At 45.2% G+C, this 25,437-nt stretch carries 25 protein-coding genes; 5 read left to right on the forward strand and 20 right to left on the reverse strand.

Features of this window, described 5'->3' with window-relative positions:
* Nucleotides 1-37 precede the first annotated feature (37 nt).
* Entirely contained in the window at nucleotides 38-1,018 is a 981-nt protein-coding gene (serB, locus tag NB463_RS11990; RefSeq protein WP_006742382.1) for a phosphoserine phosphatase, read from the reverse strand.
* 91 nt (nucleotides 1,019-1,109) lie between these two features.
* Here serB and NB463_RS11995 point away from each other — a divergent pair, with 91 nt between their 5' ends.
* Nucleotides 1,110-1,715 carry a YtjB family periplasmic protein gene (locus NB463_RS11995; RefSeq protein WP_041852892.1) on the forward strand — a complete coding sequence of 202 codons (606 nt, stop codon included), beginning with the start codon at nucleotides 1,110-1,112 and terminating at the stop codon, nucleotides 1,713-1,715.
* 97 nt (nucleotides 1,716-1,812) lie between these two features.
* On the opposite strand, the gene deoD is transcribed toward NB463_RS11995, so the two are convergent.
* The 10 genes from deoD to NB463_RS12045 form a co-directional block, all read right to left on the reverse strand.
* The gene (gene deoD / locus NB463_RS12000; RefSeq protein WP_006742381.1) at nucleotides 1,813-2,532 is read right to left on the reverse strand and encodes a purine-nucleoside phosphorylase; all 720 of its coding nucleotides are present in this window, start codon (nucleotides 2,530-2,532) and stop codon (nucleotides 1,813-1,815) included.
* A 138-nt stretch (nucleotides 2,533-2,670) separates the two neighbouring features.
* A complete protein-coding gene (locus NB463_RS12005) occupies nucleotides 2,671-3,891 on the reverse strand; it encodes a phosphopentomutase (protein ID WP_258432194.1) in 1,221 nt (406 codons plus the stop codon).
* A gap of 68 nt (nucleotides 3,892-3,959) precedes the next feature.
* The gene (gene deoA / locus NB463_RS12010) at nucleotides 3,960-5,288 is read right to left on the reverse strand and encodes a thymidine phosphorylase (RefSeq protein WP_048625940.1); all 1,329 of its coding nucleotides are present in this window, start codon (nucleotides 5,286-5,288) and stop codon (nucleotides 3,960-3,962) included.
* A gap of 97 nt (nucleotides 5,289-5,385) precedes the next feature.
* Complete coding sequence (gene deoC / locus NB463_RS12015; protein WP_006742378.1) at nucleotides 5,386-6,162, reverse strand: deoxyribose-phosphate aldolase; 777 nt, start codon at nucleotides 6,160-6,162, stop codon at nucleotides 5,386-5,388.
* A gap of 581 nt (nucleotides 6,163-6,743) precedes the next feature.
* Nucleotides 6,744-8,027: a NupC/NupG family nucleoside CNT transporter gene (locus tag NB463_RS12020; protein ID WP_047008943.1), complete on the reverse strand. Its 1,284-nt coding sequence runs from the start codon at nucleotides 8,025-8,027 to the stop codon at nucleotides 6,744-6,746.
* Nucleotides 8,028-8,231: 204 nt separating this feature from the next.
* Nucleotides 8,232-9,005: a TatD family hydrolase gene (locus NB463_RS12025; RefSeq protein WP_258432197.1), complete on the reverse strand. Its 774-nt coding sequence runs from the start codon at nucleotides 9,003-9,005 to the stop codon at nucleotides 8,232-8,234.
* Nucleotides 8,992-9,189 carry a DUF5363 family protein gene (locus tag NB463_RS12030; RefSeq protein ID WP_046875042.1) on the reverse strand — a complete coding sequence of 66 codons (198 nt, stop codon included), beginning with the start codon at nucleotides 9,187-9,189 and terminating at the stop codon, nucleotides 8,992-8,994. Before NB463_RS12030 ends, NB463_RS12025 begins: the two co-directional genes overlap by 14 nt.
* Before the next feature lie 95 nt (nucleotides 9,190-9,284).
* On the reverse strand, nucleotides 9,285-10,874 hold the full coding sequence (gene prfC / locus NB463_RS12035) for a peptide chain release factor 3 (RefSeq protein ID WP_012841453.1): 1,590 nt from the start codon (nucleotides 10,872-10,874) through the stop codon (nucleotides 9,285-9,287).
* Between the two features lie 146 nt (nucleotides 10,875-11,020).
* On the reverse strand, nucleotides 11,021-11,476 hold the full coding sequence (rimI, locus tag NB463_RS12040; RefSeq protein WP_005394641.1) for a ribosomal protein S18-alanine N-acetyltransferase: 456 nt from the start codon (nucleotides 11,474-11,476) through the stop codon (nucleotides 11,021-11,023).
* A gap of 55 nt (nucleotides 11,477-11,531) precedes the next feature.
* Complete coding sequence (locus tag NB463_RS12045) at nucleotides 11,532-11,942, reverse strand: DNA polymerase III subunit psi (protein WP_258432198.1); 411 nt, start codon at nucleotides 11,940-11,942, stop codon at nucleotides 11,532-11,534.
* 150 nt (nucleotides 11,943-12,092) lie between these two features.
* Between NB463_RS12045 and NB463_RS12050 the strand changes: the two genes are divergently transcribed.
* Nucleotides 12,093-12,539: a hypothetical protein gene (locus NB463_RS12050; protein WP_139060315.1), complete on the forward strand. Its 447-nt coding sequence runs from the start codon at nucleotides 12,093-12,095 to the stop codon at nucleotides 12,537-12,539.
* A 64-nt stretch (nucleotides 12,540-12,603) separates the two neighbouring features.
* On the opposite strand, the gene NB463_RS12055 is transcribed toward NB463_RS12050, so the two are convergent.
* Together NB463_RS12055 and ubiT are read right to left on the reverse strand one after the other, a co-directional pair.
* Nucleotides 12,604-13,107, reverse strand: coding sequence for a GNAT family N-acetyltransferase (locus tag NB463_RS12055; protein ID WP_258432200.1), 504 nt, complete (start codon nucleotides 13,105-13,107; stop codon nucleotides 12,604-12,606).
* Nucleotides 13,091-13,618, reverse strand: coding sequence for a ubiquinone anaerobic biosynthesis accessory factor UbiT (gene ubiT, locus NB463_RS12060; protein WP_258432201.1), 528 nt, complete (start codon nucleotides 13,616-13,618; stop codon nucleotides 13,091-13,093). The genes NB463_RS12055 and ubiT overlap by 17 nt, the downstream gene beginning before the upstream one ends.
* Before the next feature lie 363 nt (nucleotides 13,619-13,981).
* Here ubiT and NB463_RS12065 point away from each other — a divergent pair, with 363 nt between their 5' ends.
* The 3 genes from NB463_RS12065 to NB463_RS12075 all read left to right on the forward strand — a co-directional run bounded on the left by NB463_RS12065 (nucleotide 13,982) and on the right by NB463_RS12075 (nucleotide 18,067).
* Nucleotides 13,982-16,021, forward strand: coding sequence for a sensor domain-containing protein (locus NB463_RS12065; RefSeq protein WP_047008947.1), 2,040 nt, complete (start codon nucleotides 13,982-13,984; stop codon nucleotides 16,019-16,021).
* 133 nt (nucleotides 16,022-16,154) lie between these two features.
* On the forward strand, nucleotides 16,155-17,168 hold the full coding sequence (ubiU, locus tag NB463_RS12070) for a ubiquinone anaerobic biosynthesis protein UbiU (RefSeq protein WP_005394650.1): 1,014 nt from the start codon (nucleotides 16,155-16,157) through the stop codon (nucleotides 17,166-17,168).
* Between the two features lie 20 nt (nucleotides 17,169-17,188).
* Nucleotides 17,189-18,067, forward strand: a complete 879-nt coding sequence (locus NB463_RS12075) for a U32 family peptidase (RefSeq protein ID WP_257082753.1) — start codon at nucleotides 17,189-17,191, stop codon at nucleotides 18,065-18,067.
* 53 nt (nucleotides 18,068-18,120) lie between these two features.
* Here the strand turns inward: NB463_RS12075 and NB463_RS12080 are convergent, their stop codons facing one another.
* From NB463_RS12080 to rbfA, 7 genes are all read right to left on the reverse strand, one after another.
* Nucleotides 18,121-19,467, reverse strand: a complete 1,347-nt coding sequence (locus tag NB463_RS12080) for an MATE family efflux transporter (protein WP_257082712.1) — start codon at nucleotides 19,465-19,467, stop codon at nucleotides 18,121-18,123.
* A 124-nt stretch (nucleotides 19,468-19,591) separates the two neighbouring features.
* Nucleotides 19,592-20,014 carry a MarR family winged helix-turn-helix transcriptional regulator gene (locus NB463_RS12085; RefSeq protein WP_005394653.1) on the reverse strand — a complete coding sequence of 141 codons (423 nt, stop codon included), beginning with the start codon at nucleotides 20,012-20,014 and terminating at the stop codon, nucleotides 19,592-19,594.
* 99 nt (nucleotides 20,015-20,113) lie between these two features.
* Nucleotides 20,114-21,034: a lipoprotein NlpI gene (gene nlpI, locus NB463_RS12090; protein WP_257082711.1), complete on the reverse strand. Its 921-nt coding sequence runs from the start codon at nucleotides 21,032-21,034 to the stop codon at nucleotides 20,114-20,116.
* Nucleotides 21,035-21,213: 179 nt separating this feature from the next.
* Nucleotides 21,214-23,349, reverse strand: coding sequence for a polyribonucleotide nucleotidyltransferase (gene pnp, locus NB463_RS12095; protein ID WP_145532586.1), 2,136 nt, complete (start codon nucleotides 23,347-23,349; stop codon nucleotides 21,214-21,216).
* A gap of 292 nt (nucleotides 23,350-23,641) precedes the next feature.
* On the reverse strand, nucleotides 23,642-23,911 hold the full coding sequence (rpsO, locus tag NB463_RS12100) for a 30S ribosomal protein S15 (RefSeq protein WP_005380094.1): 270 nt from the start codon (nucleotides 23,909-23,911) through the stop codon (nucleotides 23,642-23,644).
* Between the two features lie 141 nt (nucleotides 23,912-24,052).
* Entirely contained in the window at nucleotides 24,053-25,006 is a 954-nt protein-coding gene (gene truB / locus NB463_RS12105; RefSeq protein WP_053809233.1) for a tRNA pseudouridine(55) synthase TruB, read from the reverse strand.
* Nucleotides 25,006-25,401 carry a 30S ribosome-binding factor RbfA gene (rbfA, locus tag NB463_RS12110; RefSeq protein ID WP_005380087.1) on the reverse strand — a complete coding sequence of 132 codons (396 nt, stop codon included), beginning with the start codon at nucleotides 25,399-25,401 and terminating at the stop codon, nucleotides 25,006-25,008. The genes truB and rbfA overlap by 1 nt, the downstream gene beginning before the upstream one ends.
* Nucleotides 25,402-25,437 lie beyond the last annotated feature (36 nt).

Consider the following 25,437-nt stretch of genomic DNA (forward strand, 5'->3'; position numbering starts at 1 on the left):
AACACCGCCAGAAAGGCGGTGTTTTTGAATGGATAAATTAAGGTTTTGCTTTCCAGCTGACCTTTTGCTGCTTCACCAGTGCACCAGATAAAATACAGAGCACACCGCCTAAGCCTGCAAAGCGAATCGCAGATTGCGCTTGAGCTTCCACTTTAGGTTTTGCGTGGTACGCGATACCTAAGCCCGCCACCGACATCATCACAAGATCGTTAGCGCCATCACCGACAGCAACCGTGTTGTGCTGCTCAATTTCGTATTCATCCGCCAACTCCACCAGGATATCTGACTTCATCTGCGCGGTAACCACATCGCCAAGTACGTTCCCCGTGAGCTTACCATTAATGATTTCTAACTGATTAGAGCGAGCAAAATCTAAATCGACTTTATCTTTGATGTAATCCGAGAAGTAAGTAAAGCCACCGGAAGCAATCGCTGTTTTCCAACCTAGTGCTTTTAACGTTGCGATTAACGCTTCAAAGTCCGGCATAAATGGCAATTGGGAACGAACTTGTTCAAGAATTGATTCATCAGCACCTTTGAGCTTGCCTACGCGTTGACGCAAACTTTGCTCAAAATCCAGTTCTCCTTGCATCGCACGTTCAGTAACTTCTGCTACCTCATCCCCGACTCCGGCCAATTTTGCGATTTCATCAATACACTCTATCTGGATTGCCGTTGAGTCCATGTCAAATACAATCAACCCTTGGGTTGAGAGATCTGGAACTTCATTAAGCGAGGCGTAATCCAAGTTGAGGCTTTGTAAGATCGTTTCGTGTTGAGGGGTCAACTCTCCTGCCATCAAGGCGACTTCATATTGGCCAACTTTCCACGTTTCTAACACGGGGTTGTAGACACCTGTGAAGAAATCAATGTCTTCAAAATGACGTGGCGAAAGGTATTCTGCAAACACTATCCAGTTTGCTTTTGCTTTATCTAGTTGGGAGGCAAATCGAGTCTCGGGTAATCGTTTTAAAAGTGTCGTATGTTTTCTGATAGGCAAGCTTTTTGACGCGTCCATGTATATAATCCCTTATGACTTTGCTAAAACGTTACCTCAACAAACTAAAAAGGCAAGTCTTTGTTTTATTTTAAATGGATGAGTAAAGAGCATGAGTGAATCCTTGTTCTCAGTAAGGAATGCCCTAAGAATTCTGGCACTAATCCTACTGTGTGTGATGTTGTTTATCACGATCAAAAACAGTGTTGTGATCAGTAAGGGCAATGAGAAAATTCAAGCACAGCAGCTTGAGACACTCACCAAAGTTTTGATTTCACAGGCGTCTCTTTCTGCCAGTGAAATGATTTTGACCAAAGATCAAGAACGCTTACTTAAGCTGACAAACCAGCTAGCACAAGACCGTTTGGTGTTTGATGCGACAATATATGATGCACAAGGCGTACGTTTAGCGTCTAGTGAAGATGCGCTATCGGTACGCGAAGTTTTAGGCTTAGACACGCCTTTGGCAACAGCTTCCATTGGCCGCCAGCAGTTGGTTGAACCAGTATTTGCCGATGAAGCACTCATCGGTTTTGTTCGCGTTACCTTTGAGACAGGTCGTGTAACCGCAATTTCTGACCACCACTATCGTAAGAGTGATCGCTACATGTACATGATGGTGCTAATGAGTTTTGTGTGCGGCATGTTATTCATTATGATTTTACGTAGACAGCCTATCCGCCGTAAAAAAGCGCAAAACCTACTGCTAACCAAATAGTCAGTCGGTAATCGACATCTAATACAAAAACAGCCCGCATTGTGCGGGCTGTTCTTTTAGTTCTTAATGTCAAGAAACTAAGATGACTCTTTGTCGCTTATTCTTCGTCGCCTAGCAATACTGAATCTAGTGCGATTAGCATCATGTCGTTGAATGTTGTTTGACGCTCATCAGAAGTTGTTTGCTCACCCGTTTTGATGTGATCTGAAACCGTACAGATTGTCAGAGCTTTTGCACCGTATTCTGCCGCTACGCCGTAAATACCCGCCGCTTCCATTTCAACACCAACAATGCCGTACTTGTCCATTACGTCGAACATTTCTGGATCAGGCGTGTAGAAAAGCTCCGCTGAAAATAGGTTACCGACTTTCACATCAATGCCACGTGCTTTTGCTGCGTCTTCTGCCGCGCGAACCATTTTGTAGTCTGCGATTGCTGCAAAGTCATGACCTTTAAAACGGATACGGTTCACTTTAGAATCCGTACACGCGCCCATGCCGATCACAACATCACGCACTTTGATGTCTTCGTTTACTGCGCCACAGCTACCAACACGTATAATTTTCTTCACGCCGAAGTCTTTAATTAGCTCCGTTGCGTAAATCGAGCATGATGGGATACCCATACCGTGGCCCATTACCGAGATCTTACGGCCTTTGTATGTGCCTGTGTAACCGAACATATTACGCACATCACATACTTGCACAACGTCTTCAAGGAAGGTTTCTGCGATGTATTTTGCACGTAGCGGGTCACCCGGCATCAGTACGACGTCTGCGAATGCACCCATTTCAGCATTGATATGTGGAGTTGCCATTTTCTTTTCCTTAACCTTTCTCTAGCGCTCCGCGCTTAAGGCGATATAAGCCAGAGTATTCTCATTTCCGACAAGCAGTACTTGCATACTGCAAACATAAAACTAGGAGCATTCTGCTCCTAGTTTTCAATATCCTAATTATAGGAAATTCTTACCGTAATCCATTGGAGAAGTACCGAAGTAGCTCGCCAATGTTTGGCCGATGTCTGCGAATGTTTCGCGGCGGCCAAGAGAGCCTGCTGGCACTTTTTGACCGTAAACCAATACTGGGATGTGCTCACGAGTATGGTCAGTACCTGGCCATGTTGGATCACAGCCGTGGTCTGCTGTTAGGATAAGCACGTCATCTTCACCCATCAGTTCTAGCACTTCATTGATGCGACCATCAAAGTACTCAAGCGCTGCAGCGTAACCCGCCACATCACGACGGTGACCGTAAGCTGAATCGAAGTCGACGAAGTTAGTGAATACGATGGTGTTATCAGCCGCTTCTTTGATCGCTTCTTTCGTTGTTTCAAATAGTGCTGGAATGCCTGTTGCTTTGGTTTTTTTAGTGATCCCGCAACCAGCATAAATATCTGAAATCTTACCGATGGAATGCACCTGACCGCCCTTCTCATCAACTAACTTTTGTAAGATAGTCGCTGATGGTGGCTCTACAGATAGGTCACGACGGTTACCCGTACGCTCAAATTGACCTTTACCCGGACCAATAAATGGGCGCGCGATTACACGGCCGATGTTGTAATCTTCTAGTTCTTCACGCGCAATTTGGCAAAGCTCTAGTAGACGGTCTAGACCGAATGTCTCTTCGTGACAGGCGATTTGGAATACAGAGTCCGCAGAGGTATAGAAGATTGGCTGCCCAGTCTTCATATGCTCTTCACCCAAGTCATCAAGAACTTGAGTACCAGATGCGTGGCAGTTACCTAGGAAACCGTCAAGACCCGCGCGCTCAAGGATGCGATCCGTCAGCTCTTTAGGGAAGCTGTTTGCTTTATCTGTGAAGTAGCCCCAGTCAAACAGAACAGGAACACCTGCGATTTCCCAGTGACCAGACGGAGTGTCTTTACCAGAAGAAAGCTCAGCAGCGTGACCGTAAGCACCGATGATTTCTGCATCAGCGTCTAGGCCAGGTGCGAAGCGACCTGTTGACTCTTTATGTGCCATTGCCAAACCTAACTTAGATAGGTTTGGCAGGCGAAGTGCGCCTTGACGTTGGTCGTTATCTGCTAAGCCTTTTTCGCATTGTTCTGCGATGTGGCCTAGTGTGTCTGAACCTACATCACCAAATTTCTCAGCGTCAGCGGTTGCACCAATACCGAATGAGTCTAGTACTAAAATAAATGCTCTTTTCATTGCTCGTTCCTTAGGCCCACTCGGCTTTTTATTATGGTTGAGTAGGCCTTGTGTAATTACTTGTTCTATTAAATATCTTCTGCACGAATTTGGCGGTAAACCTCTGGAGTTGGTGTGTACTCACCACCTACTTTGATTGCACTGCGCAGTGCTTTTGCCGCTTCTTCCCACTGCTCTTCGCTGCGAGCGTGGATAACGGCAAGAGGTTTATCGCTATCTGCAACTTCACCCAATCGGATGAACTCGTCGAAACCTACGGCATAGTCGATTTCATCAGTAGCAACACGGCGACCACCACCCATAGCAACGACAGCCATGCCAATCGCACGCGTGTCCATTGCTGAAACAATGCCCGTTTCCGTCGCGTAAACAGGCTTGATGATTTCCGCTTTTTCTAGGTAGTTATCGTAGTTTTCTACGAAGTCTGCTGGGCCGCCAAGACCCGCAACCATCTTGCCGAAGCATGCTGCTGCTTTACCGTTGTCTAGCGCTTCCATCAACTTCGCACGTGCGTCTTCTGTGTTCTCAGCCAGTTTGCCAAGCACCAGCATTTCTGCACAAGAAGCCATGGTGACTTCAAGTAGGCGTGGGTTACGGTATTCACCCGTTAGGAAACGAACCGCTTCACGAACTTCCACCGCATTACCTGCCGAAGAGGCCAATACTTGGTTCATGTCTGTCAGGATTGCAGTGGTCTTAGTACCCGCACCGTTTGCTACTGCTACGATTGATTTCGCTAACTCTTCAGACGCTTCGTAAGTTGGCATGAATGCACCAGAGCCGACTTTAACGTCCATCACTAGCGACTCCAGACCCGCCGCCAATTTCTTAGAAAGAATGGAAGCCGTGATCAGAGAAATGTTGTCTACGGTTGCGGTAATATCACGAGTCGCGTAAACACGCTTATCCGCTGGAGCTAGGTCACCGGTTTGACCGATGATCGCCACACCAGCGTCTTTGGTCACTTGACCAAAAACATCGTTGCTTGGTGTGATGTTGTATCCAGGAATAGACTCAAGCTTATCTAGCGTACCGCCTGTGTGGCCAAGACCACGGCCAGAGATCATTGGTACGAAACCGCCACATGCTGCCACCATAGGGCCAAGCATCAAAGACGTTACGTCACCCACACCGCCAGTAGAGTGTTTGTCGACAATTGGGCCACCAAAGTTCATGTGGCTCCAGTCGATAACCATGCCCGAATCACGCATTGCACACGTTAGGGCAATACGCTCATCCATGGTCATTTCATTGAAGAAAATTGTCATAGCAAACGCCGCGATCTGACCTTCAGATACGGTGTTATTTGCTACGCCTTGAATAAAGAAGTTGATTTCGTCTGCGGTAAGTACTTCACCGTCACGTTTTTTACGAATGATTTCTTGTGGTAAATACATTAGTGCCTCCCATGCTCTCAGTGAGCCATGGTTAAGTAGGATAGAAGAGGTTTGGTAGCACCCGTTTAGGTGCTACCGTTCAGACATATTATTGGGATTAGTACGCTGCTGGATCAGCAGTTTCGTCTGTCACTTCTAATGTATTTAGTAGGTTAGTTAGCAGGCTAGACGCACCGAAACGGTAGTGACGAGCATCAACCCAGTTATCACCTAGGATTTCGTCAGCCATTGCTAGGTATGCAGCTGCATCTTCAGCAGTGCGCACACCACCTGCTGGTTTGAAACCAACAGTTTCTGCAACACCCATGTCGCGAATCACTTCAAGCATCATGCGTGCGTATTCTGGTGTTGCGTTTACTGGCACTTTACCAGTTGAAGTTTTAATGAAGTCAGCACCTGCTTCAATACAGATTTGAGATGCTTTCTTGATTAGTGCTTCTTCTTTTAGTTCACCCGTTTCGATGATCACTTTAAGAAGAATGTCACCACAAGCTTCTTTACATTGCTTAACTAGTTCGAAGCCTACTTTCTCATCACCTGCCATTAGCGCGCGGTATGGGAAAACAACGTCAACTTCGTCTGCACCGTAAGCAACCGCCGCTTTTGTTTCAGCAACTGCGATTTCAATGTCGTCGTTACCATGTGGGAAGTTCGTTACTGTTGCAATACGAACCTCTGGCGTACCTTGCTCACGAAGTGTCTTCTTAGCAATAGGAATAAAGCGAGGGTAAATACAAATTGCAGCTGTGTTGCCTACTGCTGTTTTCGCGTCATGACATAATGAGATCACTTTTGCATCAGTGTCATCGTCATTCAACGTAGTTAGGTCCATAAGTTTAAGTGCACGTAGCGCTGCTGCTTTTAAATCGCTCATTTCTATCTCCGATCAATATTCAAAAAATTCACTACTCAGCCTTACATCACGTCTCTAACTATAATCAACAAGTCGATATAATGTGAGTAAATGGCTAAACAGTCTATTAATGAACGGACTTGGTTCCCTGAAGACTCGGCATATACAGCGAAAATTTCATATGCCAATTGCTATCCTTGTCACCGCACAGTACCAGTTTGGCCTATGGCACAACAATCTATGATTGCGGTGTCTTTAATATCACATCACACAGCAAAACGCCTATTAGATCTGATATTGTTGGGCAAGTCATTTGCCCATCGATTATGTAATATTCATTACGTGATTAAGTATCAACCTTAACCACTATCCTGTGATTAATACATTATAGAGTTTCACCGCAAAACTGTAGCACCAAATAGAGCGCAAACGGTTTGTATCTCAAAATTTCCTAGCCCCTATTCCATCGGCTGCGTAACTCCTAGACTGAGTCCGGCACCCGGTGAGATTTTAGAGCCCGAAAAACGAAAAATGCCCCGCAGCAATCTCTTGCTACAGGGCATGATGTAAAACGGCGTCTATATATTAAGAACCGATTCTAATTATAGTGCTGCAAGGCTTAAGCAGAAGCCTGCAATTGTCGCTGCCATAAGGTTAGACAACGTACCAGCAAGAACAGCTTTAACACCCATGCGAGCGATGTCACTACGACGGTTTGGTGCAAGGCTACCTAGACCACCAAGTAGAATCGCGATAGAAGAAAGGTTCGCGAAACCACATAGTGCGAATGAGATGATAGCTGTTGTCTTCTCAGACATTACTTCACCAGTTGCCGCGATTACTTGAGCGTTTTCACCTAGGTATGGTGTGAAGTTCAAGTAAGCAACGAATTCGTTCACTACGATTTTCTGACCGATGAATGAACCAGCAGTTACTGCTTCAGCCCATGGAACACCGATTAGGAAAGCTAGTGGAGAGAATGCGTAACCTAGGATTAGCTCTAGCGTTAGTTCTGGCATGCCGAACCAACCACCGATGCCACCTAGCATACCGTTGATCAGCGCGATTAGACCAACGAATGCGATTAGCATTGCACCTACGTTAAGCGCAAGTTGTAGACCAGAAGCCGCACCGCCCGCTGCTGCGTCGATTACGTTTACTGGTTTGTCGTCGCCGCCGTCCATCGCTTCTTCGATACTTTCGTGAGGCTGGTCAGTCTCTGGGTGAAGGATTTTAGCGAATAGTAGACCACCTGGTGCAGCCATAAATGATGCTGCTACTAGGTACTCTAGTGGAACACCCATTGAAGCGTAGCCCGCTAGTACACCACCAGCAACAGAAGCTAGACCACCACACATTACCGCGAATAGCTCTGATTGAGTCATTTTTGGAACGAATGGACGAACAACTAGAGGTGCTTCTGTTTGACCTACGAAAATGTTTGCTGCTGCTGACATTGATTCCGCACGTGAAGTGCCCAGCGCTTTTTGTAGTGCGCCACCAAGAATCTTGATAACCCATTGCATAACGCCAATGTAGTAAAGAACTGAAATCAGTGCAGAGAAGAAGATCAGTGTAGGAAGAACACGGAATGCGAAGATGAAACCGCCGCCGCCGAATACTTCGAACATCTTGTCAGAAACAAGACCACCGAACAGGAATGATGAACCATCGTTACCGTAGTTGATAACGTTAGAAACACCTGAAGAGAAACCGTTTAGTAGATCACGGCCCCAAGGTACATACAGAACAAATGCACCTAATGCGAATTGGATAGCGAATGCGCCACCCACAGTTCTTAGATTGATAGCTTTACGGTTATTAGAAAATGCAAATGCAATCGCAAGAAGCACTACCATACCGATTAGGCTCATAAACAGGCTCATAGTTTATGACTTCCTTATAAGTTATTTATTGGCGTGTTACAAAATGGAGCTATAAAGCGGGAGCAATTATACTCATGCAGAATCAATTAAAGTAATGCCAGCCTCACACTTTCCTATAAGATTCATGATTGATTCAGCCAGCTTTGTGAGTTAATTCACAATAAGCAGGAAAACGTTTTCTATTTCAAACCACATCTTTAGATTTTATTCACATATCGAGAAAGCAAAATTGCTATTTTTCCATAACTGAGAGGCAATCGATTGCCTTGAGCCGTTATGCAACTCTACGAGCTCATTAAAGACGTGAATGAGTTTGGCTGGGTGATTCGACTCCCCTTGATATCCAAGTATAGGCATATCCGGTGCATCTGTTTCGATCACGAGATGTTTGAGTGGTAATTTTTGAATTGCGTCGCGCGTTTTCTTCGCTCTTGGGTAGGTGATGGTTCCTCCTACACCGATAAAAAAACCTAATTTGACCCACTCCATTGCTTGCTGATAACTCCCAGAGAAAGCATGTAGCACACCGCCCCGAGGGAGCTTCGCCGCTTTAACCATTTGAATAAGGCGATTGTGCGCTTTTCGGCTATGTAAAATAACTGGGAGTTCGAAGCGTCTAGCCAGTTCAAATTGAACTTCAAGCGTCTCTTCTTGCAACTGTGGGTCAACATCAATGGCAAAATCTAGCCCACACTCTCCTATGGCCACGCACTGGGGAGCATTTTGTTTTAGATAATGTTCCAATTCAGCAAAGTGCTGCTCGACGTTATCTTCAAGAAAATACGGATGAAACCCAAGGGCGTAATACAAATTGGCATGTTGATCTGCCAAGGTTTGAATACGAGCCCAGTTTTGAGGTCCCATTGAAGGAATCAGAATTCTTGTCACGTCTTGCGTTTGAGCTAGCTGAAGTTGATGTGCAAAGTCACCTTGGAATACATCAAAGTCAAAGTGACAATGGGTATCAAAGAGCTTCATCTTGAGACTTTTTATCTGTACCGACAAACTGAGAATCAGAAAATAGTAGAGCTTCACTGTTCTCTTCATTTTGATGGGCAGGATCTTTTCGATACGGAACGCAGCTGCGTTTTTGATCAGGGGTTAGCCCCATCTCCTTGCACCAGTCGTCGTAACGCTTCAATCCTCGTTTAAACCAGTTCATATCTCATCCTTATAAAAAACGCCCTTGGCTAAGTTTATAGCCAAGGGCGTTTTAAAATCTAGTTTGCGTTAAAGCTTACCCAAACCGCTTTTTGATTAGTGCTCACGCGTCGCACGGAAATCAATATCAGGGAAACGCTCTTTCGCCAAGTTTAAGTTAACCATTGTTGGCGCAATATACGTTAGGTTATCACCACCATCCAATGCTAAATTTGCTTGGTTCTTACGTTGGAACTCATCCAGTTTCTTCGCATCATCACACTCAACCCAACGAGCAGTCGCAACGTTAATGCCTTCATAAATCGCTTCAACGTTATATTCAGACTTCAAGCGAGCGACAACAACATCGAACTGAAGTACACCAACGGCACCAACGATCAGGTCGTTGTTTTGTAGTGGACGGAATACCTGTACCGCACCTTCTTCTGATAGTTGCACCAAGCCTTTTAGTAGCTGTTTCTGCTTTAGTGGATCTTTCAGGCGAATACGACGGAACAATTCAGGCGCAAAGTTTGGAATACCAGAGAACTTCAGTGACTCACCTTGCGTGAAAGTATCACCAATTTGAATAGTGCCGTGGTTATGCAGACCAATGATGTCACCCGCGTAAGCGTGTTCTGCACGTGAACGGTCACCAGCCATAAAGGTTACTGCATCAGAGATACTCACCTGCTTGCCAAGACGAACGTGGTTCATCTTCATACCCTGCGTGTAAGTACCCGATACAATACGCATGAATGCGATACGGTCACGGTGTTTCGGGTCCATGTTTGCTTGGATCTTGAATACGAAACCAGAGAACTTCTCTTCTGTCGCTTCAACTTCACGCTCAACCGCTTGACGCGTTTTCGGTGCTGGTGCCCACTCTGTTAGACCGTCTAGCATGTGGTCTACACCGAAGTTACCTAATGCGGTACCGAAGTAAACTGGCGTCAGGTCACCTGTTAAGAACATTTCCAAATCAAACTCAGGGCAAGCACCCATAACAAGCTCAAGCTCTTCTCGAACACTTTCCGCAAGGCCTGCACCGACTTTTTCATCAAGCTCTGGGTTATCTAGACCTTTGATGATTCGAACTTCTTGAATCTCATGACCGTGACCAGATTCGTATAAAATCGTTTCATCACGGTGAATGTGGTACACACCTTTAAACTCTTTACCACAGCCGATTGGCCACGTGATAGGCGCACACATCATGCCCAATTCGTTTTCTACTTCGTCCAATACTTCCATTGGATCACGAACGTCACGGTCAAGTTTGTTCATGAAGGTCACGATTGGCGTATCGCGTAGACGGGTTACTTCCATCAACTTACGAGTACGATCCTCGACACCTTTCGCTGCATCGATAACCATCAAGCACGAGTCGACTGCCGTTAGAGTACGATATGTATCTTCCGAGAAGTCTTCGTGTCCAGGAGTATCAAGTAGGTTTACCAGGCAATCATTGTAAGGGAACTGCATCACAGACGTGGTTACCGAGATACCACGTTCCTTTTCCATTTCCATCCAGTCTGATTTTGCGTGCTGTGCATTACCACGACCTTTAACCGTACCTGCTTTTTGAATCGCGTTTCCGAATAAAAGGACTTTTTCAGTAATGGTGGTTTTACCCGCATCCGGGTGAGAAATAATAGCGAACGTTCTACGTTTAGACACTTCGCTTAGAAAAGGTGTATTTGACATGAAACTGGTCTTCTTTGATGTCTGAATGCTTGCTCGAAAAGCAAACACGCTTTTTAGATTCAATATTGCGCGGTATTCTCGCTTATTATTGCCTCAGGGGCAACTGATCGCTTTAGGGGCGACTTCCCTTATGGGATGCGTTAACGTTAGTGAAAGAAGAGATAACTCATGATTATCGCATCTTCTTTTCCCGTGCCAGTTTTCGCAGGGTAATAGTTATGACGTCGATCAACTTCATTGAATCCAGCTTGTTCATAAATATAAATAGCAGGCTTATTACTCTCTCGCACCTCAAGCCAAGCACTCTCCGCTTTTGATTGCTCACAATGTTCTAAGAACGCATCCAACAGTTTTTGACCATAGCCTTTACCCTGAAGATGCGGCGCGATAGCAATATTCAGCAACGTAACTTCACCGACAATATTCTGCGCATAGAAGTAGCCAATCACCATCTCGCCATCGAGCATCACATGATGACATGCTCCACGGCTGGATAAATCACGTACCAAAGACTCTGCCCACGGATGCGAGTGTGCTTGCTGCTCAATTTGCCAAACTTGATCTAAGTGCTCAGCGCACATTGGTAAGATTTTAGTTGTCATTATTTACCTAGGGGTTAATGTGCAATACCAATTGCAGTAAAACGGGGATTAATGCTTATTTGCTCGAATTGTTGTAAGAACAAATCTGTTGCCAAAGTGCACGTTTTTGTTGGGTATTCCCATCCACACCTTGCAACAATGGCGATGCCAGTTGTTTAGTGTCAGGCAATACTTCGGCTTCACACCCTGCAAACCAAACCCACTCAAGCTCGTGCTGGCCAAGTAATGGAAATCGCTCTGGCTCAATATGTAACGCTTGGTCAGGCGTTAACTTCATACTCTTTAGGATGTTTTCAAACAAAACCGCCGTCTCATTCTCTGGACATACCGGAGAGATCAACAGGAGTTTGCAAGAACTTTGCAAATCGATTTTTGGCGATTGGTAACCTGCCAATCTATCTGGGTGTACCAGCTCCCATGTGCTGATGCCCATTTCGTGTAAATACTGTTTCTCGTTAATTGACATTTTCCGTCACCTATTTGAACGAGGGCAATCCTAACAAATAATCGTGATTATACCTAAAGGACTTCAAGGAACACCTCAATACATTGGAATGATTGAACTGTTCTGCCTATGACAATGGCCACACCGTAGGTATAACATATGAGGTACATTATGAAATTCTTACCTACACTGCTGCTTTGCGCACTAGTAGCCACCACCAGCATAAGTGTTTTTGCTAATAGCAGCGATGAGTGGGAGCTGATTGCAACGAAAACCGTCAAATTCCAAACAGAAACGGATACCGTGACACCAAATAGCCTATTCCGAAATCGCAGCTTCAGTAAAATTAAACTGAAATGTGTGCAGGGCACGGTAGACATTAACGACTTAAAAGTCGTGATGACGGACGGTAGTGAGAAAAAGCTAACCTCTATGGGTGTGCTAACAAGTGGATTATCGACTCGTGCATGGAGCCTTCCTGGCTCAAAAGAAGCGAAGCTAAAACAGATTGAAATGACTTACAGTAGTTGGGGCAGCAGAAAACTCAATGTTTTAGGGCTAAGTAAGAAAGCAAAAATAGAGGTTTGGGGTAAGAAGAAAAGTGACCAGTCGTCTTAACCTCCCTATCTCAGTTTTCAATGAACTAAGAAAGAAGCCCACTGAGTTAGTGGGCTTCTTTCATTTACAGTTCAGAGAACTCTGGCGCGTAATCTATGCGTCCGGAGTGTCCGGCACATTGACCTTCGACCAACTCTGCGATACGAAATGCACCTTTAGGAACATCCCAAGCGCATTCGAATCCCATCTCGTCGCATGATTGAAAGCCCTGGCGCGCGTAATAATCAGGATCGCCCAACACCACACACACTGGATAGCCAAAATCACGAAGTGAATCAAAACCTTCTTTGATCAACTCTGCAGCGATGCCTTGGCGACGGTAATCTTCATGAACAGCCAATGGCGCCAGCCCTTGCCACGACAAATCTTCACCATTTAAGGTCACTGGGCTAAATAAAGCATGGCCTATCACCTCTCCCTCATCTGTACACGCGACTAAGGAAAGTGTGAATTTGCTGTTTTCGCGCAAACGCATCACAAGCTCAGCTTCAGCTTCCGTCGGGAAGGCGTGTTTCAATAAGCGGTCAATGGTAAGAATGTCCGCAGGGGCTTCAGTTCGAATAAGCATTCGCTACTCCGGTTGGTTGTGCAGGCGCCTGAACTCCTTTCTGAACAAAATCAGCCAATTGATTCAAAGCGACTTGCATTGCTTTCGGTAACTGCTCTAAGTCGACACTGTCCATTAAGTTTTTCACTTCTAAGCCAAGCTCAGTATCACCTTCAATTGAAAGGCGACGTTGGAAGAACAGTGTGTCAGGGTCTTCTTTACGACCAGCAATCAGTACTAGGTCGTTTAGATTACCACTAAAACTCACATCTTCCTGAACTGGTTTTTCAGCTACCACTAATTTTTCGTCTTGATAGCTGATGTACCATGCTAAGTTCAAGTCTTTAATCGCAACTTTTAACCACTTGTCTTCAAGGAACTCAAAGTCACCATCTTCCAAGGCTTCTTTAAACACCATTTTTAACCCTTCCAGCAATGCTTTTTGCTGAATTGGCAGTGGTAATAACTGGACTGGAGAACGCAAAATGTTAGCTGCGTTCTTTACTAGTTGACTGCGAATCTTGTTTAACACGTTCATTATCCGTTACTTTGTCATTAGGTTGCCTATATTAAGCAATCGTGGCAATGAGATTACTGTTATGTATCAATAAAGTGCTTATTTTAGATTGGTGAATTATTGTTCACTAACGCTTCTTTTTTTGAAGTTACGTGTATTATTGATGCGAACAGGTGGATAAACACTTTTACAACCGTATTTTCAAAGTTATAGTTATCTCAGCGTATCCATGTGATTGTCGACTGTAAAGTTAAAACCGCGAGCCCTTTAATGGCAAGCGATACTGTGACTTGATAGTAGACCGCCGCAGGCTTATCAGGGTGTCGCTTTTTATACACGGACGAATAATCTGGCTCATTGGAGATCGGTAATACCCTAATGCCTTCCCAGCAATTAAAACATTGGTTTGCCACGCTAACCTCAAATAGCCCTTTCTTCTTTGCCATTCTTGATAAAAAACACAATTATCGAATGGTAAGTGACCGTTACTGCGATATCGCAGGTTTAAGTCATGAGGAAATCATCGGCTTAAACGATTGCCAGGTACTGGGTGAGCAGTTTTATAAAAAGCTGGCCCCTTACTATCAGCGTGCATTCAAAGGAACGCATGTCGAAGCCGAAATCACCCTCGATGAAACCGACCTTGAAACCAGCCTGCACTTTAGTCTGTCACCGGTTTTTGAAGGTAACGAAATTCGCTTTGTCGTTTTTCACGCCGTGGATACTTCAGAAAAGCAGATCCTCGTACGCTCCTTAGAGGAGTCTGAAAGTAAGTTTGCGAAATTAACACAACTTCTGCCTGACGGCCTGCTGCTTATCGAAGATGACATTATCATCTCTGCCAACCCTGCATCAGCACGCCTTCTGGGACTGAACTCTCCCCATGAGTTGCTAGGCGAAGAGCTCAGCCGTTTATTCATCGATGAAAACAGCAAGAAAGTGTTTAGTCATCGTTTGAGTACATTAATTTCTGACAAGCCTTTTGTTTGCTTAACCAGCGCGAGATGTGGCTTTGAACGAAAAGTTCAGTTACACGCTGATTCCACGGCGATATTAGGCAGCGAGTCTCAAATCATCTTGATCCAAGACGCTGACGATACACCTAAGAATTTGTCTTCTGCATCGAATGAAGACATACATATTGATTCGCTCACCAAACTGTACAACCGCTTTGGTTTTACCAAACGTTTGGAACAGCTGATCAAAAAGCAAACGCCGCTTCTGGTGTTCTATTTGGATATCGATAACTTCAAAAACATTAATGATTCACTTGGTCACCACATTGGCGATAAAGTGATTCAAGAGGTATCGGCCCGTCTTAAACGATTACTGCCAAATCAAGCGATTATTGGTCATTTGGGTGGCGATGAGTTTGGCGTCATTCTGCCAGAACCAGAAAATACCCGCATGGCTGAAATTTTGTCAGATCGCATTATCTCGTTGATCAACCAGCCTTTCGACTTGCACCACTTCAGTAAACGCCTTGCGTGCTCAATTGGTAGCGTTCGTTACCCTGAAGACGGGCAAGATGCGCGAATCCTGCTACAAAATGCCGATACAGCGATGTATGAAGCCAAAGATCGTGGCCGAAATCGCCTGATCAAATTTAACGACCAGATGAACAAAGAAGCGCGCATGCGTTTGTGGCTTGAAATCGAACTGCAAAAAGCATTGCAGCAGAACGGTTTGGAGGTGTGGTATCAACCAAAGGTTAACGCGCGTGACTTCAGCATTAACGGTGCCGAAGCGCTCGTTCGTTGGAAACACCCTGTCGAAGGTTACATTAGCCCAGGTTCATTCATTCCTGTCGCCGAGCGTGCAGGGTTAATCGAACACCTTGGACGCGTCGTGATGCGTGATGTTTTCAATACGGTAAAACGTTGGAAACAACAAGGCATACTGCCAGGTCGTGTCGCTATCAACCTCTCTCCCGAGCAATTTGGTAACCCACAGCTGATCGATTTTATGGAAAAGTTACTTCGCACTACCGAGCTTGATCCAAGCTGCATTACCTTCGAGCTAACCGAAAGTGCCGTGATGAGTGATAGCGAACATACACTGCAAATGCTGAATGCGATTAAGAAACTGGGCTTCGCCCTCTCTATCGATGACTTTGGTACTGGTTACTCTTCCCTTTCCTACTTAGCGCGCTTCCCTATCGACGAGCTGAAAATCGACCGCGCGTTTATTAACGATATCGACACGCTACCCAAACAGGTCACTGTGATTGAAAACATCATTAATCTGGGTAAGTCACTCGACTTGACGGTCGTTGCCGAGGGGGTGGAAACCCACCAGCAAGCTACTTTGCTCTCTAACCTTCAATGTAATGCGATTCAAGGATTCCATTTTTATCGCCCACAGCCAAAACATGAAATTGAAGAGCTGTTTGTACAGAATCGTCGTCACAAGAACTAACCCCGACTCGATACCCTTACTCTCAAGGGGTAAATATCGACTTTATTGAGCTAAACCTAACTTAGGTCAATTTCGCTATTCATAATTCTTCATAAAATGCGGACACCTTTTTATTCTCAATGATTGTGAGCATATGGAACTCTTGTGTCCCGCGGGTAACCTGCCTGCGTTAAAAACTGCGATTGATTGCGGTGCCGATGCCGTCTACATTGGCTTCAAAGATGATACCAACGCCCGTCACTTTGCTGGCCTCAACTTTAACGGCAAAAAGTTAGAAAAAGCGGTGCAATACGTTCACGACCGCGACAAAAAAATTCATGTCGCGTTGAATACCTTCGCTCATCCCAATGGCTTTGAGCGCTGGACGAACGCGGTAGACAATGCAGCGGCATTGGGTGTGGACGCGCTGATTGTTGCAGACATTGCAGTTCTGGAGTATGCAGCTCGCAAATATCCCGATCTGGAACTACATCTTTCAGTGCAAGCATCAGCGACCAACATCGCAGCCATTGATTTTTATAAACAGAACTTCAACGTAAAACGTGTGGTGCTGCCTCGCGTCTTATCGATTCATCAGGTGAAGCAGCTTTCGCGCAACATCACTAGCGATGTCGAGCTAGAAGTCTTTGCTTTTGGTAGCCTTTGTATTATGTCCGAAGGCCGTTGTTATTTGTCATCATACATGACGGGTGAGTCCCCAAACACTGTGGGTGCCTGTTCTCCTGCCAAATACGTTCGTTGGCAAGAAACTGATCAAGGCCTTGAGTCTCGTCTAAATAATATCCTAATTGACCGCTACTGCGCAGGAGAAAACGCAGGCTACCCTACGCTCTGTAAAGGTCGTTTTGAAACAGAAATTGATGGTGAGAAAAAACGCTATCATGCTCTGGAAGAGCCAACCAGTTTGAACACCCTTTCGATGCTGCCAGAACTATTTGCCGCTAATGTCGCGTCTGTAAAAATTGAAGGGCGCCAACGCAGCCCAGCTTACGTAGAGCAAGTCACTCGAACATGGCGAGCCGCGATTGATCGCTACCAAGCCAACCCAGAAGCTTACCAAGTTGAAGCCGCATGGGATGCGACGCTCGCAAATGTGTCGGAAGGAACGCAAACCACCCTAGGTGCTTACCACCGAAAATGGCAGTAGAGGTTAAGATGGATAACTCAATGAAATACGCACTTGGCCCACTACTCTATTTTTGGCCAAAACAAGATGTAGAAGCCTTCTACCAACAAGCAAAACAAAGCTCTGCAGACATTATTTACCTGGGTGAATCGGTTTGCTCTAAACGCAGAGAAATGAAATCAGCCCACTGGTTGGAAATCGCTAAAGACTTATCTGCCTCTGGCAAGCAAGTCGTTATCTCTACGATGGCGCTACTGGAAGCACCGAGTGAAGTAAACATCATGAAGAAGTACATCAATAACGGTGACTTCGCCATTGAGGCTAATGACGTATCGGCGGTTCAATTAGCATCAGAGCATAAAGTGCCTTTCGTCGTTGGTCCTGCAATCAATACTTATAACGCACACACGCTCAACTTATTTTTGAAGCAAGGTATGATGCGTTGGTGCATGCCTGTCGAGCTCTCTCGCGAATGGTTAAACGATACTTTAGTTCAGTGTGACGAGCTGGGTATTCGTAACAAGTTTGAAGTTGAGGTATTTAGCCACGGTTATTTACCTTTAGCGTATTCCGCTCGCTGTTTCACAGCCCGAGCTGAAAACCGAGCGAAAGACGATTGCGAAACCTGCTGTATCAAATACCCTACGGGTATCCAGGTCAGCAGCCAAGAAGGGCAAGAAGTCTTTAACCTTAACGGCATTCAGACACAGTCAGGGTATTGTTATAACCTGATCAATGATTTACCAAGTATGCAAGGGCTGGTTGATGTGGTCCGATTAAGCCCTCTCGGTGTGAGTACACTTTCTGAGTTAGAGCATTTTCGCTCAAACGAGCACGGCGACAACCCTGAAAAACTCGAAAGCCGCCAATGCAATGGCTATTGGCATCATCTAGCTGGCTTAGAAGTAAAAAACATTTAGCTCCCCAAAAAAGAAAAGCGAGGCCCAACCTCGCTTTTCTCTATCAGCCATTGTTAACAGGCTTGCACTGTTGGCTCAGCCGAAGTTTCGTTTAGCAGCTTTTTCACGTCCCGCCACAACATACTGACCACGACTAAACTCAGCGCAATATTGGACAATGGGAAAGCCAGCCAAATGCCTGTCACGCCAAACAGTTTCGGCATAACGAACAAAAACGGCAGTTGAACCAACATGTTGCCTAGTGTCACAAACATGGCTTTGCTGCCTTTGTTTACCGATTGGTAGTACGCAGCCGCCACGACTAAAAAGCCATCTAGGAACAACGCAAACATGTGTAAACGAATCCCGATCACCGTGCTATCAATCAACTGTTGATCAGCATTGTTAAACACCGAGACCAACTCGTACGGGAAAAGGTTCATCAAACCCACAAACGCTACACCACCAAGCACAGATGTCCCCATTGCGACTTGCAGTAATTTCCTGACGTTCGCCTGGTTGCGCGCCCCGTGATTGAAACTCACTAGAGGTTGCATACCGTTCGCGATTCCCTCTGCAATTAGATAGTAAACCGTCACGATATATCCCAAAATAGCATACGCCCCTATCAACATTGCACTTCCGTACTGAGCAAATAATGCGTTGTGCATTGCCACCATCACAGAACCGTACGCGTACATAAAGAAGCTAGATGTACCGATCATTATAATCTTTGGTGCAACATCAACTTGAAACTTAAAGTCACTGATTCGAAGGCGTAAGGTCGCTTTTGAAGTAAAGAAGTAACCAATACCAAGCACGGTTACCACCAATTGTGCCAGCGCTGTAGCAATGGCCGCTCCGCTTAACTCCCACCCCAACCAAGCAATAAATAAGTAGTCTAATACAATATTAATGACAGCACCGATGACCATCAGCATCGTTGCTAAGTTCGGGCTGTCGTCATTGCGTAAAAGAAATGGAACCGCGATAGAGCCTAGCGTAAATACGCACGCGACAATCAGAATATGCAGATATTGCAGCGCGAGTTCAAACACTCGCCCTTCCGCCCCCTGCCAGCGAATAAATTCATCAGCAAAATAGAACAATATGCTAGCAACGACCGGCATCAATATCGCTAACAACCCCAATCCGGTTGTTAAAATACGCTTCGCGCCCTCATGATCGTTTTCTCCTTGCTTAATCGACGTTAGCGCACCAGTCCCCACCCCAATCATCATCCCTATACCGAGGATAGAACCGATGATCGGCCACGCAACATTGATCCCTGCTAATCCGTCAGCACCAACATAACGGCCAATAAAAATGCCATCAACTATTTGATATAAACCGTTCACGAGCATTGCTGCGACGGTTGGAATCGTATATTTCCAAAACTGTCTATAAATTGAGTTTTGCATGACTGCCACCAGTAGTTAGCAAAGCTAACCATTTAATTAGCAAGGCTAACTAAATGGTTAAATTAAATAAAAGAAAAATGAAACACCAAAGGCTAATGCGTACAGCGGAGGCCTTTGGTTTAATTTAAAATGACTTATTGCTCAATGCTTTATTCAGTAAAGCTTGTAACTGCTCAGCTTCTTGCTGATTTAATTGTTGCATCATTTGTTCAGAGATATCTTTGTAAACCACCTGCTCCAAAGACATTTTTTCTGCGACTTCTTCTGTCAGCAATACACGCTTAGCACGGGCATCCTCATTACATGCGATGCGTTTCACCAAACCCTTTTTTTCCAAACGAACAACCATTGTCGATGCGGAAGGCTTTGTCACTTGCAACTCTTCTGCAAGATCGGTTATTCGTACACCCTCAGGGTAAACCTGAATCACACGTAAATAATCGAACTCATTAAAGCTTAGATGTGATAACGGATCTTCTTTGGCATAAACACGCCAAGCTTTGGCGCAAAAACGCTCTAAATCAATCAAGCTTTCTTCTAGTGCCATAAAAGCCACCACCACTTAGTTAGCAAGGCTAACTATTTTAAATGAGTCACTAATCAAGTTCAATCATAAAAAAAACCGCTCTCATTGAGCGGCTCTAAATCATTCAATTCCCTGCTTCTTAGCGGCCTTTAGCTTGGCTAATCTATCTTGCTGTAATTGATCGTAGATTTGTGCCAGTTCCAAGAAGGAATACCGATGCTCAACATAATCATAAACGTTGAACGAAATCGCGAGCTTATAAAGTGAGATAGCACTTGCGATGTCACCTTCAAGCTGATTACGCTTTCCAAGGTAGAAATACGTTTCCGTCAATCGTTCAGCTAGGCGATAGTTCTCTCTCGTTCCATCCATAATTGCTTTAAGAGCGTCTTCGTCCGAGACGTCTCGCAGCATGATGGCAACAAGAACCCATCCCCACTCTTCACTACGATCTCGTAAATAACGCTGTTGAAGATTGGCTTTTGCTTGCTCTGGATTTTGCTCAGCTTCGATGATGTACAGCCATAATGAACGAAAAGGATCCGTTGGCATTTCTTGATAGTGCTTGGTCATATCTTCTAAAGCGAGATCGATTCGGCCACCATAATACAGTGCAATCGCACGGTTGCGTTCAGCATAGGTATTATCCGGAGCCAACTCTATGGTCGAGTCAAACGCTTCATAAGCCGCGTCAAACTCCCCCACTTGGGTGAAATACACCCCCAAAAGATTGAAGATATCCGGTTGAGCAGGATTCAACTGCAAAGACTGGTTAAAGTCCAAACGGGCAAGATCACGCAAACCAACGCTATCGTAGTAGCTACCGCGCTCATAATGCATTTTAGCGCGTACTTCATCACTGAGATCAGGACGTTGTAACAACTGCGATAAACGCGCGATTTGTACTTCTTGTTGAACGCTAGGCTGAAGTGGCACCGCCATCGGTGGATATAGCCACTTTTGTGCTGATTGCTGAGAAGTATTTGCACAACCGGTCAGCGCGATAGCAACACATAAACTTGCGGTTTGAAACCATTTCACTAATTGATACTCCTGTTTGGACCGCTCAAAATTTATTTCTCTTAATGCAATATAGGCGATAACCTCGTTTGAGGTTAATGCGTCGAAATAAACCAAAAAAAGGGGAGCGAAAATGCTCCCCTTTTATAACATGCTTTCAGGCCCTTAATCTAATAAAAGGCTGAAAGTCTCATTTTGTCTTACTCGTCTTTCGCAGCTGGTGCTTCAGCAGCAGCTTCTTCAGCTGGCTTTTCTACCGCTTCTTTCATGCTTAGACGTACACGGCCTTGGCGGTCGATTTCAAGAACTTTAACTTGAACTTCTTGGCCTTCAGCTAGGTAGTCAGACACTTTCTCAACACGTTTTTCTGCGATTTGAGAAATGTGTACAAGACCATCTTTGCCTGGAAGAACCGTTACGAATGCACCGAAGTCAGCTAGACGTGCAACTTTACCCGTGTAGATACGGCCAACTTCAACTTCAGCAGTGATCTCTTCGATACGGCGGATAGCTTCTTTCGCAGCAGTGCCTTCAGTTGCAGCAATCTTGATAGTACCGTCGTCTTCGATTTCGATAGTTGTACCAGTCTCTTCAGTTAGAGCACGGATAACTGCACCACCTTTACCGATAACGTCTTTGATCTTCTCTGCGCTGATCTTCATTGTATGAATACGAGGAGCAAATTCAGAGATGTCTTCACGAGCACCAGAGATAGCTTCATCCATTACAGATAGGATGTGCTTACGTGCACCTTGAGCTTGGTTAAGCGCAATTTGCATGATCTCTTTAGTGATGCCTTCGATCTTGATGTCCATTTGAAGAGCAGTGATACCAGTGTTAGTACCCGCTACTTTAAAGTCCATGTCACCTAGGTGGTCTTCGTCACCAAGGATGTCAGAAAGAACAACGAAGTCGTCGCCTTCTTTAACAAGACCCATTGCGATACCCGCAACAGAAGACTTGATTGGCACACCTGCATCCATAAGAGCAAGAGAAGTACCACATACAGAAGCCATTGAAGAAGAACCGTTAGATTCAGTGATTTCCGATACAACACGTACTGTGTATGGGAATTCATCAACAGAAGGCATTACTGCTGCGATACCGCGTTTAGCCAGTTTACCGTGACCGATTTCACGACGCTTAGGAGAACCTACAAAACCAGTCTCACCTACACAGTATGGAGGGAAGTTGTAGTGCAGTAGGAAGTGATCTTTACGCTCGCCTGTTAGCTCATCAATGATTTGAGCATCACGCTGAGTACCTAGAGTTGCCGTCACGATAGCCTGAGTTTCACCACGAGTGAATAGCGCGCTACCGTGTGTGCGAGGAAGAACACCAGTGCGTACATCTAGTGCACGAACCATGTCTTTTTCACGGCCATCAATACGAGGGTTACCCGCGATGATGCTACGACGTACGACTGTTTTCTCTAGATCATGGAAGATAGTGTGAATTTCTTTTGTATCCGCTTCAGGATCTTCAGCAAGAAGAACTTCATTTACTTCCGCAGCGATCTCATTGATACGGTCGTAACGAGCCATCTTCTCAGTGATTTTGTAAGCCTCAACAAGCTTCGTTTCTGCTAGCTCTGCAATCTTATCTTTAAGTGCTGTGTTTTCTTCAGGAGCAACCCAATCCCAAGCAGGAGTTGCTACTTCTGCTTTGAATTCGTTGATAGCTTTGATAGCAACTTGTTGTTGATCATGACCGTAAACAACCGCTGCTAGCATTTCTTCTTCAGTTAGGTTGTCCGCTTCTGATTCAACCATCAGTACGGCTGATTCTGTACCAGCAACCACAAGATCAAGCTTAGAAGTTTCTAGTTCGGTTTGGCTAGGGTTAAGTACAAGCTGACCATCGATATGACCAACACGCGCCGCACCGATAGGGCCGTTGAATGGAATGCCAGAGATAGCAAGAGCAGCAGAAGTACCGATCATTGTAACGATATCTGGCTGAACATCTGGGTTTACAGACATTACTGTCGCGATAACCTGAACTTCGTTTTTAAACGCGTCTGGGAATAGCGGACGGATTGGACGGTCGATTAGACGAGCTGTTAGCGTTTCGCCTTCAGAAGGACGACCTTCACGCTTGAAGAAACCGCCTGGGATTTTGCCCGCAGCGTAAGTACGCTCTTGGTAGTTAACCGTTAGTGGGAAGAAGTCTTGACCTGCAACGGCTTCTTTTTTACCTACAACAGATACGAATACAGACGTATCATCCATTGTGACCATAACTGCTGCTGTAGCTTGACGTGCAATAACGCCAGTTTCTAAAGTAACTGTGTGGTTACCGTACTGGAACGTTTTAACAACTGGTTTTTCGAACATTGTTATTCCTTGTTTCTAATCTTCCTTTAGTGCTTAAAGAAATCTTAGATGTGTTAATTGACACTCAAGACATTACGAATCGCGACTAGTAAAAAGAAACTCGGAAATTCCTTTTGAATAGTCGCGACCTTTTGGTCGACGTGGTTGACTGTAATGCTATGAGCTTTTGAGAAAACCTCTTACGAGGTTTAGCCGCCAGTATTATAACGGCATAAGTCTAATTTGGCTAAATTTAGGCAACAAAAAAGGGGCATAAAGCCCCTTTTTAGACAAACTGCTATGCAGTCGCTGATTAGCGACGTAGGCCTAGACGTTTGATTAGGTCTTGGTAGCGAGCTAGGTTTTTACCTTTTAGGTAATCTAGAAGCTTACGACGACGAGAAACCATGCGTAGAAGACCACGACGGCTGTGGTGATCGCCTTTGTGCGCTTTGAAGTGACCTTGTAGGTGGTTGATAGAAGCTGTAAGTAGAGCTACTTGAACTTCTGGTGAACCAGTGTCGCCTTCGCCTTGTGCGTATTCTGCAACGATTGCTGCTTTAGTTTCTGCATTCAGAGACATAATTCTCTCCTAATAAGAGTAGGTTTAAAGTTGTAGCAGCCAATCTCTGATTCAGCCGCTACGCGAAGCGCGGATTATAGGGAAATTTCCTATCTCGTGCAATATAAAAATACCGACACTCAGGTCGGTATTTTCAATCATTTACTTGGATGCGACGTCATCTCGGAACACGACCAATCGCTTAGGAGCGATTTTGCCATCTTCGTTCATTTCGCCAACGCCAATAAACAAACGCTCTTCACCCATGGTAAGGCGAAGTGAGCCTTCGGTAGGCGCACCAAATACTTGAACAGGTTGCCCATGCTGAACCATATCCGCCAGTTCAGGCACTAAGTTGACTTCTGGTAAGTCTTCTACCGCTGTATCCATTGGTAACAGCAATGGGTCCAGTAGTTCTCGAGGAGCGCGTTCTTCACGGTGTGCTTGCTCTAGTAACTCATTCAGTTGCTCAAGTGTCACCATCTTCTCGTAAGGGTATTTCGCAACACCAGTGCGTCGAAGCATAGTTACGTGCGCACCACAACCTAACATTTCGCCTAGATCATCCACGATGGTACGAATGTATGTGCCTTTTGAGCAGTGCACTTCCATCTCGACTTCATCGCCTTCAAAACGGTGAAGAACAATCTCGTATACCGTGATCTTACGAGATTCACGCGGAACTTCGATGCCTTTGCGAGCGTATTCATACAAGGGTTTCCCTTGATATTTCAACGCTGAAAACATGGAAGGTACTTGTTCAGATTCGCCACGGAACTTCTCAATGCACGCTTCTAGCTTGTCTAACGTAACATCGATTGGACGTGTCTCTACGACTTCACCATCCGAGTCAGACGTGTTGGTACGTTCACCAAGCTTTGCGATCACACGGTAGCGTTTATCAGAATCTAGAAGAAACTGAGAAAACTTCGTCGCTTCACCCAAGCAAATTGGCAGCATGCCTGTCGCTAATGGGTCCAAGGCACCAGTGTGGCCTGCTTTCTCAGCAAAGTAGATTCGCTTTACTTTTTGCAGTGCATCATTGGAAGAGATGCCTGTTGGTTTGTCCAACAGTATAACGCCATTAATTGGACGACCTTTACGACGACGAGCCATTATTCTTCGTCCTCACGACCAGAATCTTTTTGCTTTTGTTTGTCTGAGCTTACCACTTCAGACACTAGGTTAGACATACGCATACCTTCAACAAGCGTATTGTCATAATGGAAGCGGATTTCTGGCGTTAGACGTAGGCGAATGCGCTTACCTAACATCATGCGAATGTGCACTTCGTGCTCACGTAGCGCTGCTAGACATGATTCTGGTGTTTGCTCGCCCACACATAGGAAGGTCACAAATACTTTTGCGTAAGCTAGGTCACGAGAGACTTCTACGTCTGAGATCGTCACCATGCCAAGGCGAGAATCACGAACTTCACGTTGAAGGATCATCGCTAGTTCTTTTTGCAGCTGCTGTGCAACGCGCTGCGTGCGGCTAAATTCTTTTGACATATCTTTACTCTTATATAGAAAGAATGGGGGGTTGGT

Origin of the sequence: Vibrio sp. RM-41-2B, assembly GCF_024744415.1 — a bacterium.
GTDB classification, from domain to species: domain Bacteria; phylum Pseudomonadota; class Gammaproteobacteria; order Enterobacterales; family Vibrionaceae; genus Vibrio; species Vibrio diabolicus.

Excerpts from the sequence above, each read along its gene's own strand:
- serB (WP_006742382.1), bottom strand. The coding sequence starts at position 1,018 with ATGGACGCGTCAAAAAGCTTGCCTATCAGAAAACATACGACACTTTTA.
- NB463_RS11995 (WP_041852892.1), top strand. The coding sequence starts at position 1,110 with ATGAGTGAATCCTTGTTCTCAGTAAGGAATGCCCTAAGAATTCTGGCA.
- deoD (WP_006742381.1), bottom strand. The coding sequence starts at position 2,532 with ATGGCAACTCCACATATCAATGCTGAAATGGGTGCATTCGCAGACGTC.
- NB463_RS12005 (WP_258432194.1), bottom strand. The coding sequence starts at position 3,891 with ATGAAAAGAGCATTTATTTTAGTACTAGACTCATTCGGTATTGGTGCA.
- deoA (WP_048625940.1), bottom strand. The coding sequence starts at position 5,288 with ATGTATTTACCACAAGAAATCATTCGTAAAAAACGTGACGGTGAAGTA.
- deoC (WP_006742378.1), bottom strand. The coding sequence starts at position 6,162 with ATGAGCGATTTAAAAGCAGCAGCGCTACGTGCACTTAAACTTATGGAC.
- NB463_RS12020 (WP_047008943.1), bottom strand. The coding sequence starts at position 8,027 with ATGAGCCTGTTTATGAGCCTAATCGGTATGGTAGTGCTTCTTGCGATT.
- NB463_RS12025 (WP_258432197.1), bottom strand. The coding sequence starts at position 9,005 with ATGAAGCTCTTTGATACCCATTGTCACTTTGACTTTGATGTATTCCAA.
- NB463_RS12030 (WP_046875042.1), bottom strand. The coding sequence starts at position 9,189 with ATGAACTGGTTTAAACGAGGATTGAAGCGTTACGACGACTGGTGCAAG.
- prfC (WP_012841453.1), bottom strand. The coding sequence starts at position 10,874 with ATGTCAAATACACCTTTTCTAAGCGAAGTGTCTAAACGTAGAACGTTC.
- rimI (WP_005394641.1), bottom strand. The coding sequence starts at position 11,476 with ATGACAACTAAAATCTTACCAATGTGCGCTGAGCACTTAGATCAAGTT.
- NB463_RS12045 (WP_258432198.1), bottom strand. The coding sequence starts at position 11,942 with ATGTCAATTAACGAGAAACAGTATTTACACGAAATGGGCATCAGCACA.
- NB463_RS12050 (WP_139060315.1), top strand. The coding sequence starts at position 12,093 with ATGAAATTCTTACCTACACTGCTGCTTTGCGCACTAGTAGCCACCACC.
- NB463_RS12055 (WP_258432200.1), bottom strand. The coding sequence starts at position 13,107 with ATGCTTATTCGAACTGAAGCCCCTGCGGACATTCTTACCATTGACCGC.
- NB463_RS12065 (WP_047008947.1), top strand. The coding sequence starts at position 13,982 with ATGCCTTCCCAGCAATTAAAACATTGGTTTGCCACGCTAACCTCAAAT.
- ubiU (WP_005394650.1), top strand. The coding sequence starts at position 16,155 with ATGGAACTCTTGTGTCCCGCGGGTAACCTGCCTGCGTTAAAAACTGCG.
- NB463_RS12075 (WP_257082753.1), top strand. The coding sequence starts at position 17,189 with ATGAAATACGCACTTGGCCCACTACTCTATTTTTGGCCAAAACAAGAT.
- NB463_RS12080 (WP_257082712.1), bottom strand. The coding sequence starts at position 19,467 with ATGCAAAACTCAATTTATAGACAGTTTTGGAAATATACGATTCCAACC.
- NB463_RS12085 (WP_005394653.1), bottom strand. The coding sequence starts at position 20,014 with ATGGCACTAGAAGAAAGCTTGATTGATTTAGAGCGTTTTTGCGCCAAA.
- pnp (WP_145532586.1), bottom strand. The coding sequence starts at position 23,349 with ATGTTCGAAAAACCAGTTGTTAAAACGTTCCAGTACGGTAACCACACA.
- rpsO (WP_005380094.1), bottom strand. The coding sequence starts at position 23,911 with ATGTCTCTGAATGCAGAAACTAAAGCAGCAATCGTTGCAGAATACGCA.
- truB (WP_053809233.1), bottom strand. The coding sequence starts at position 25,006 with ATGGCTCGTCGTCGTAAAGGTCGTCCAATTAATGGCGTTATACTGTTG.
- rbfA (WP_005380087.1), bottom strand. The coding sequence starts at position 25,401 with ATGTCAAAAGAATTTAGCCGCACGCAGCGCGTTGCACAGCAGCTGCAA.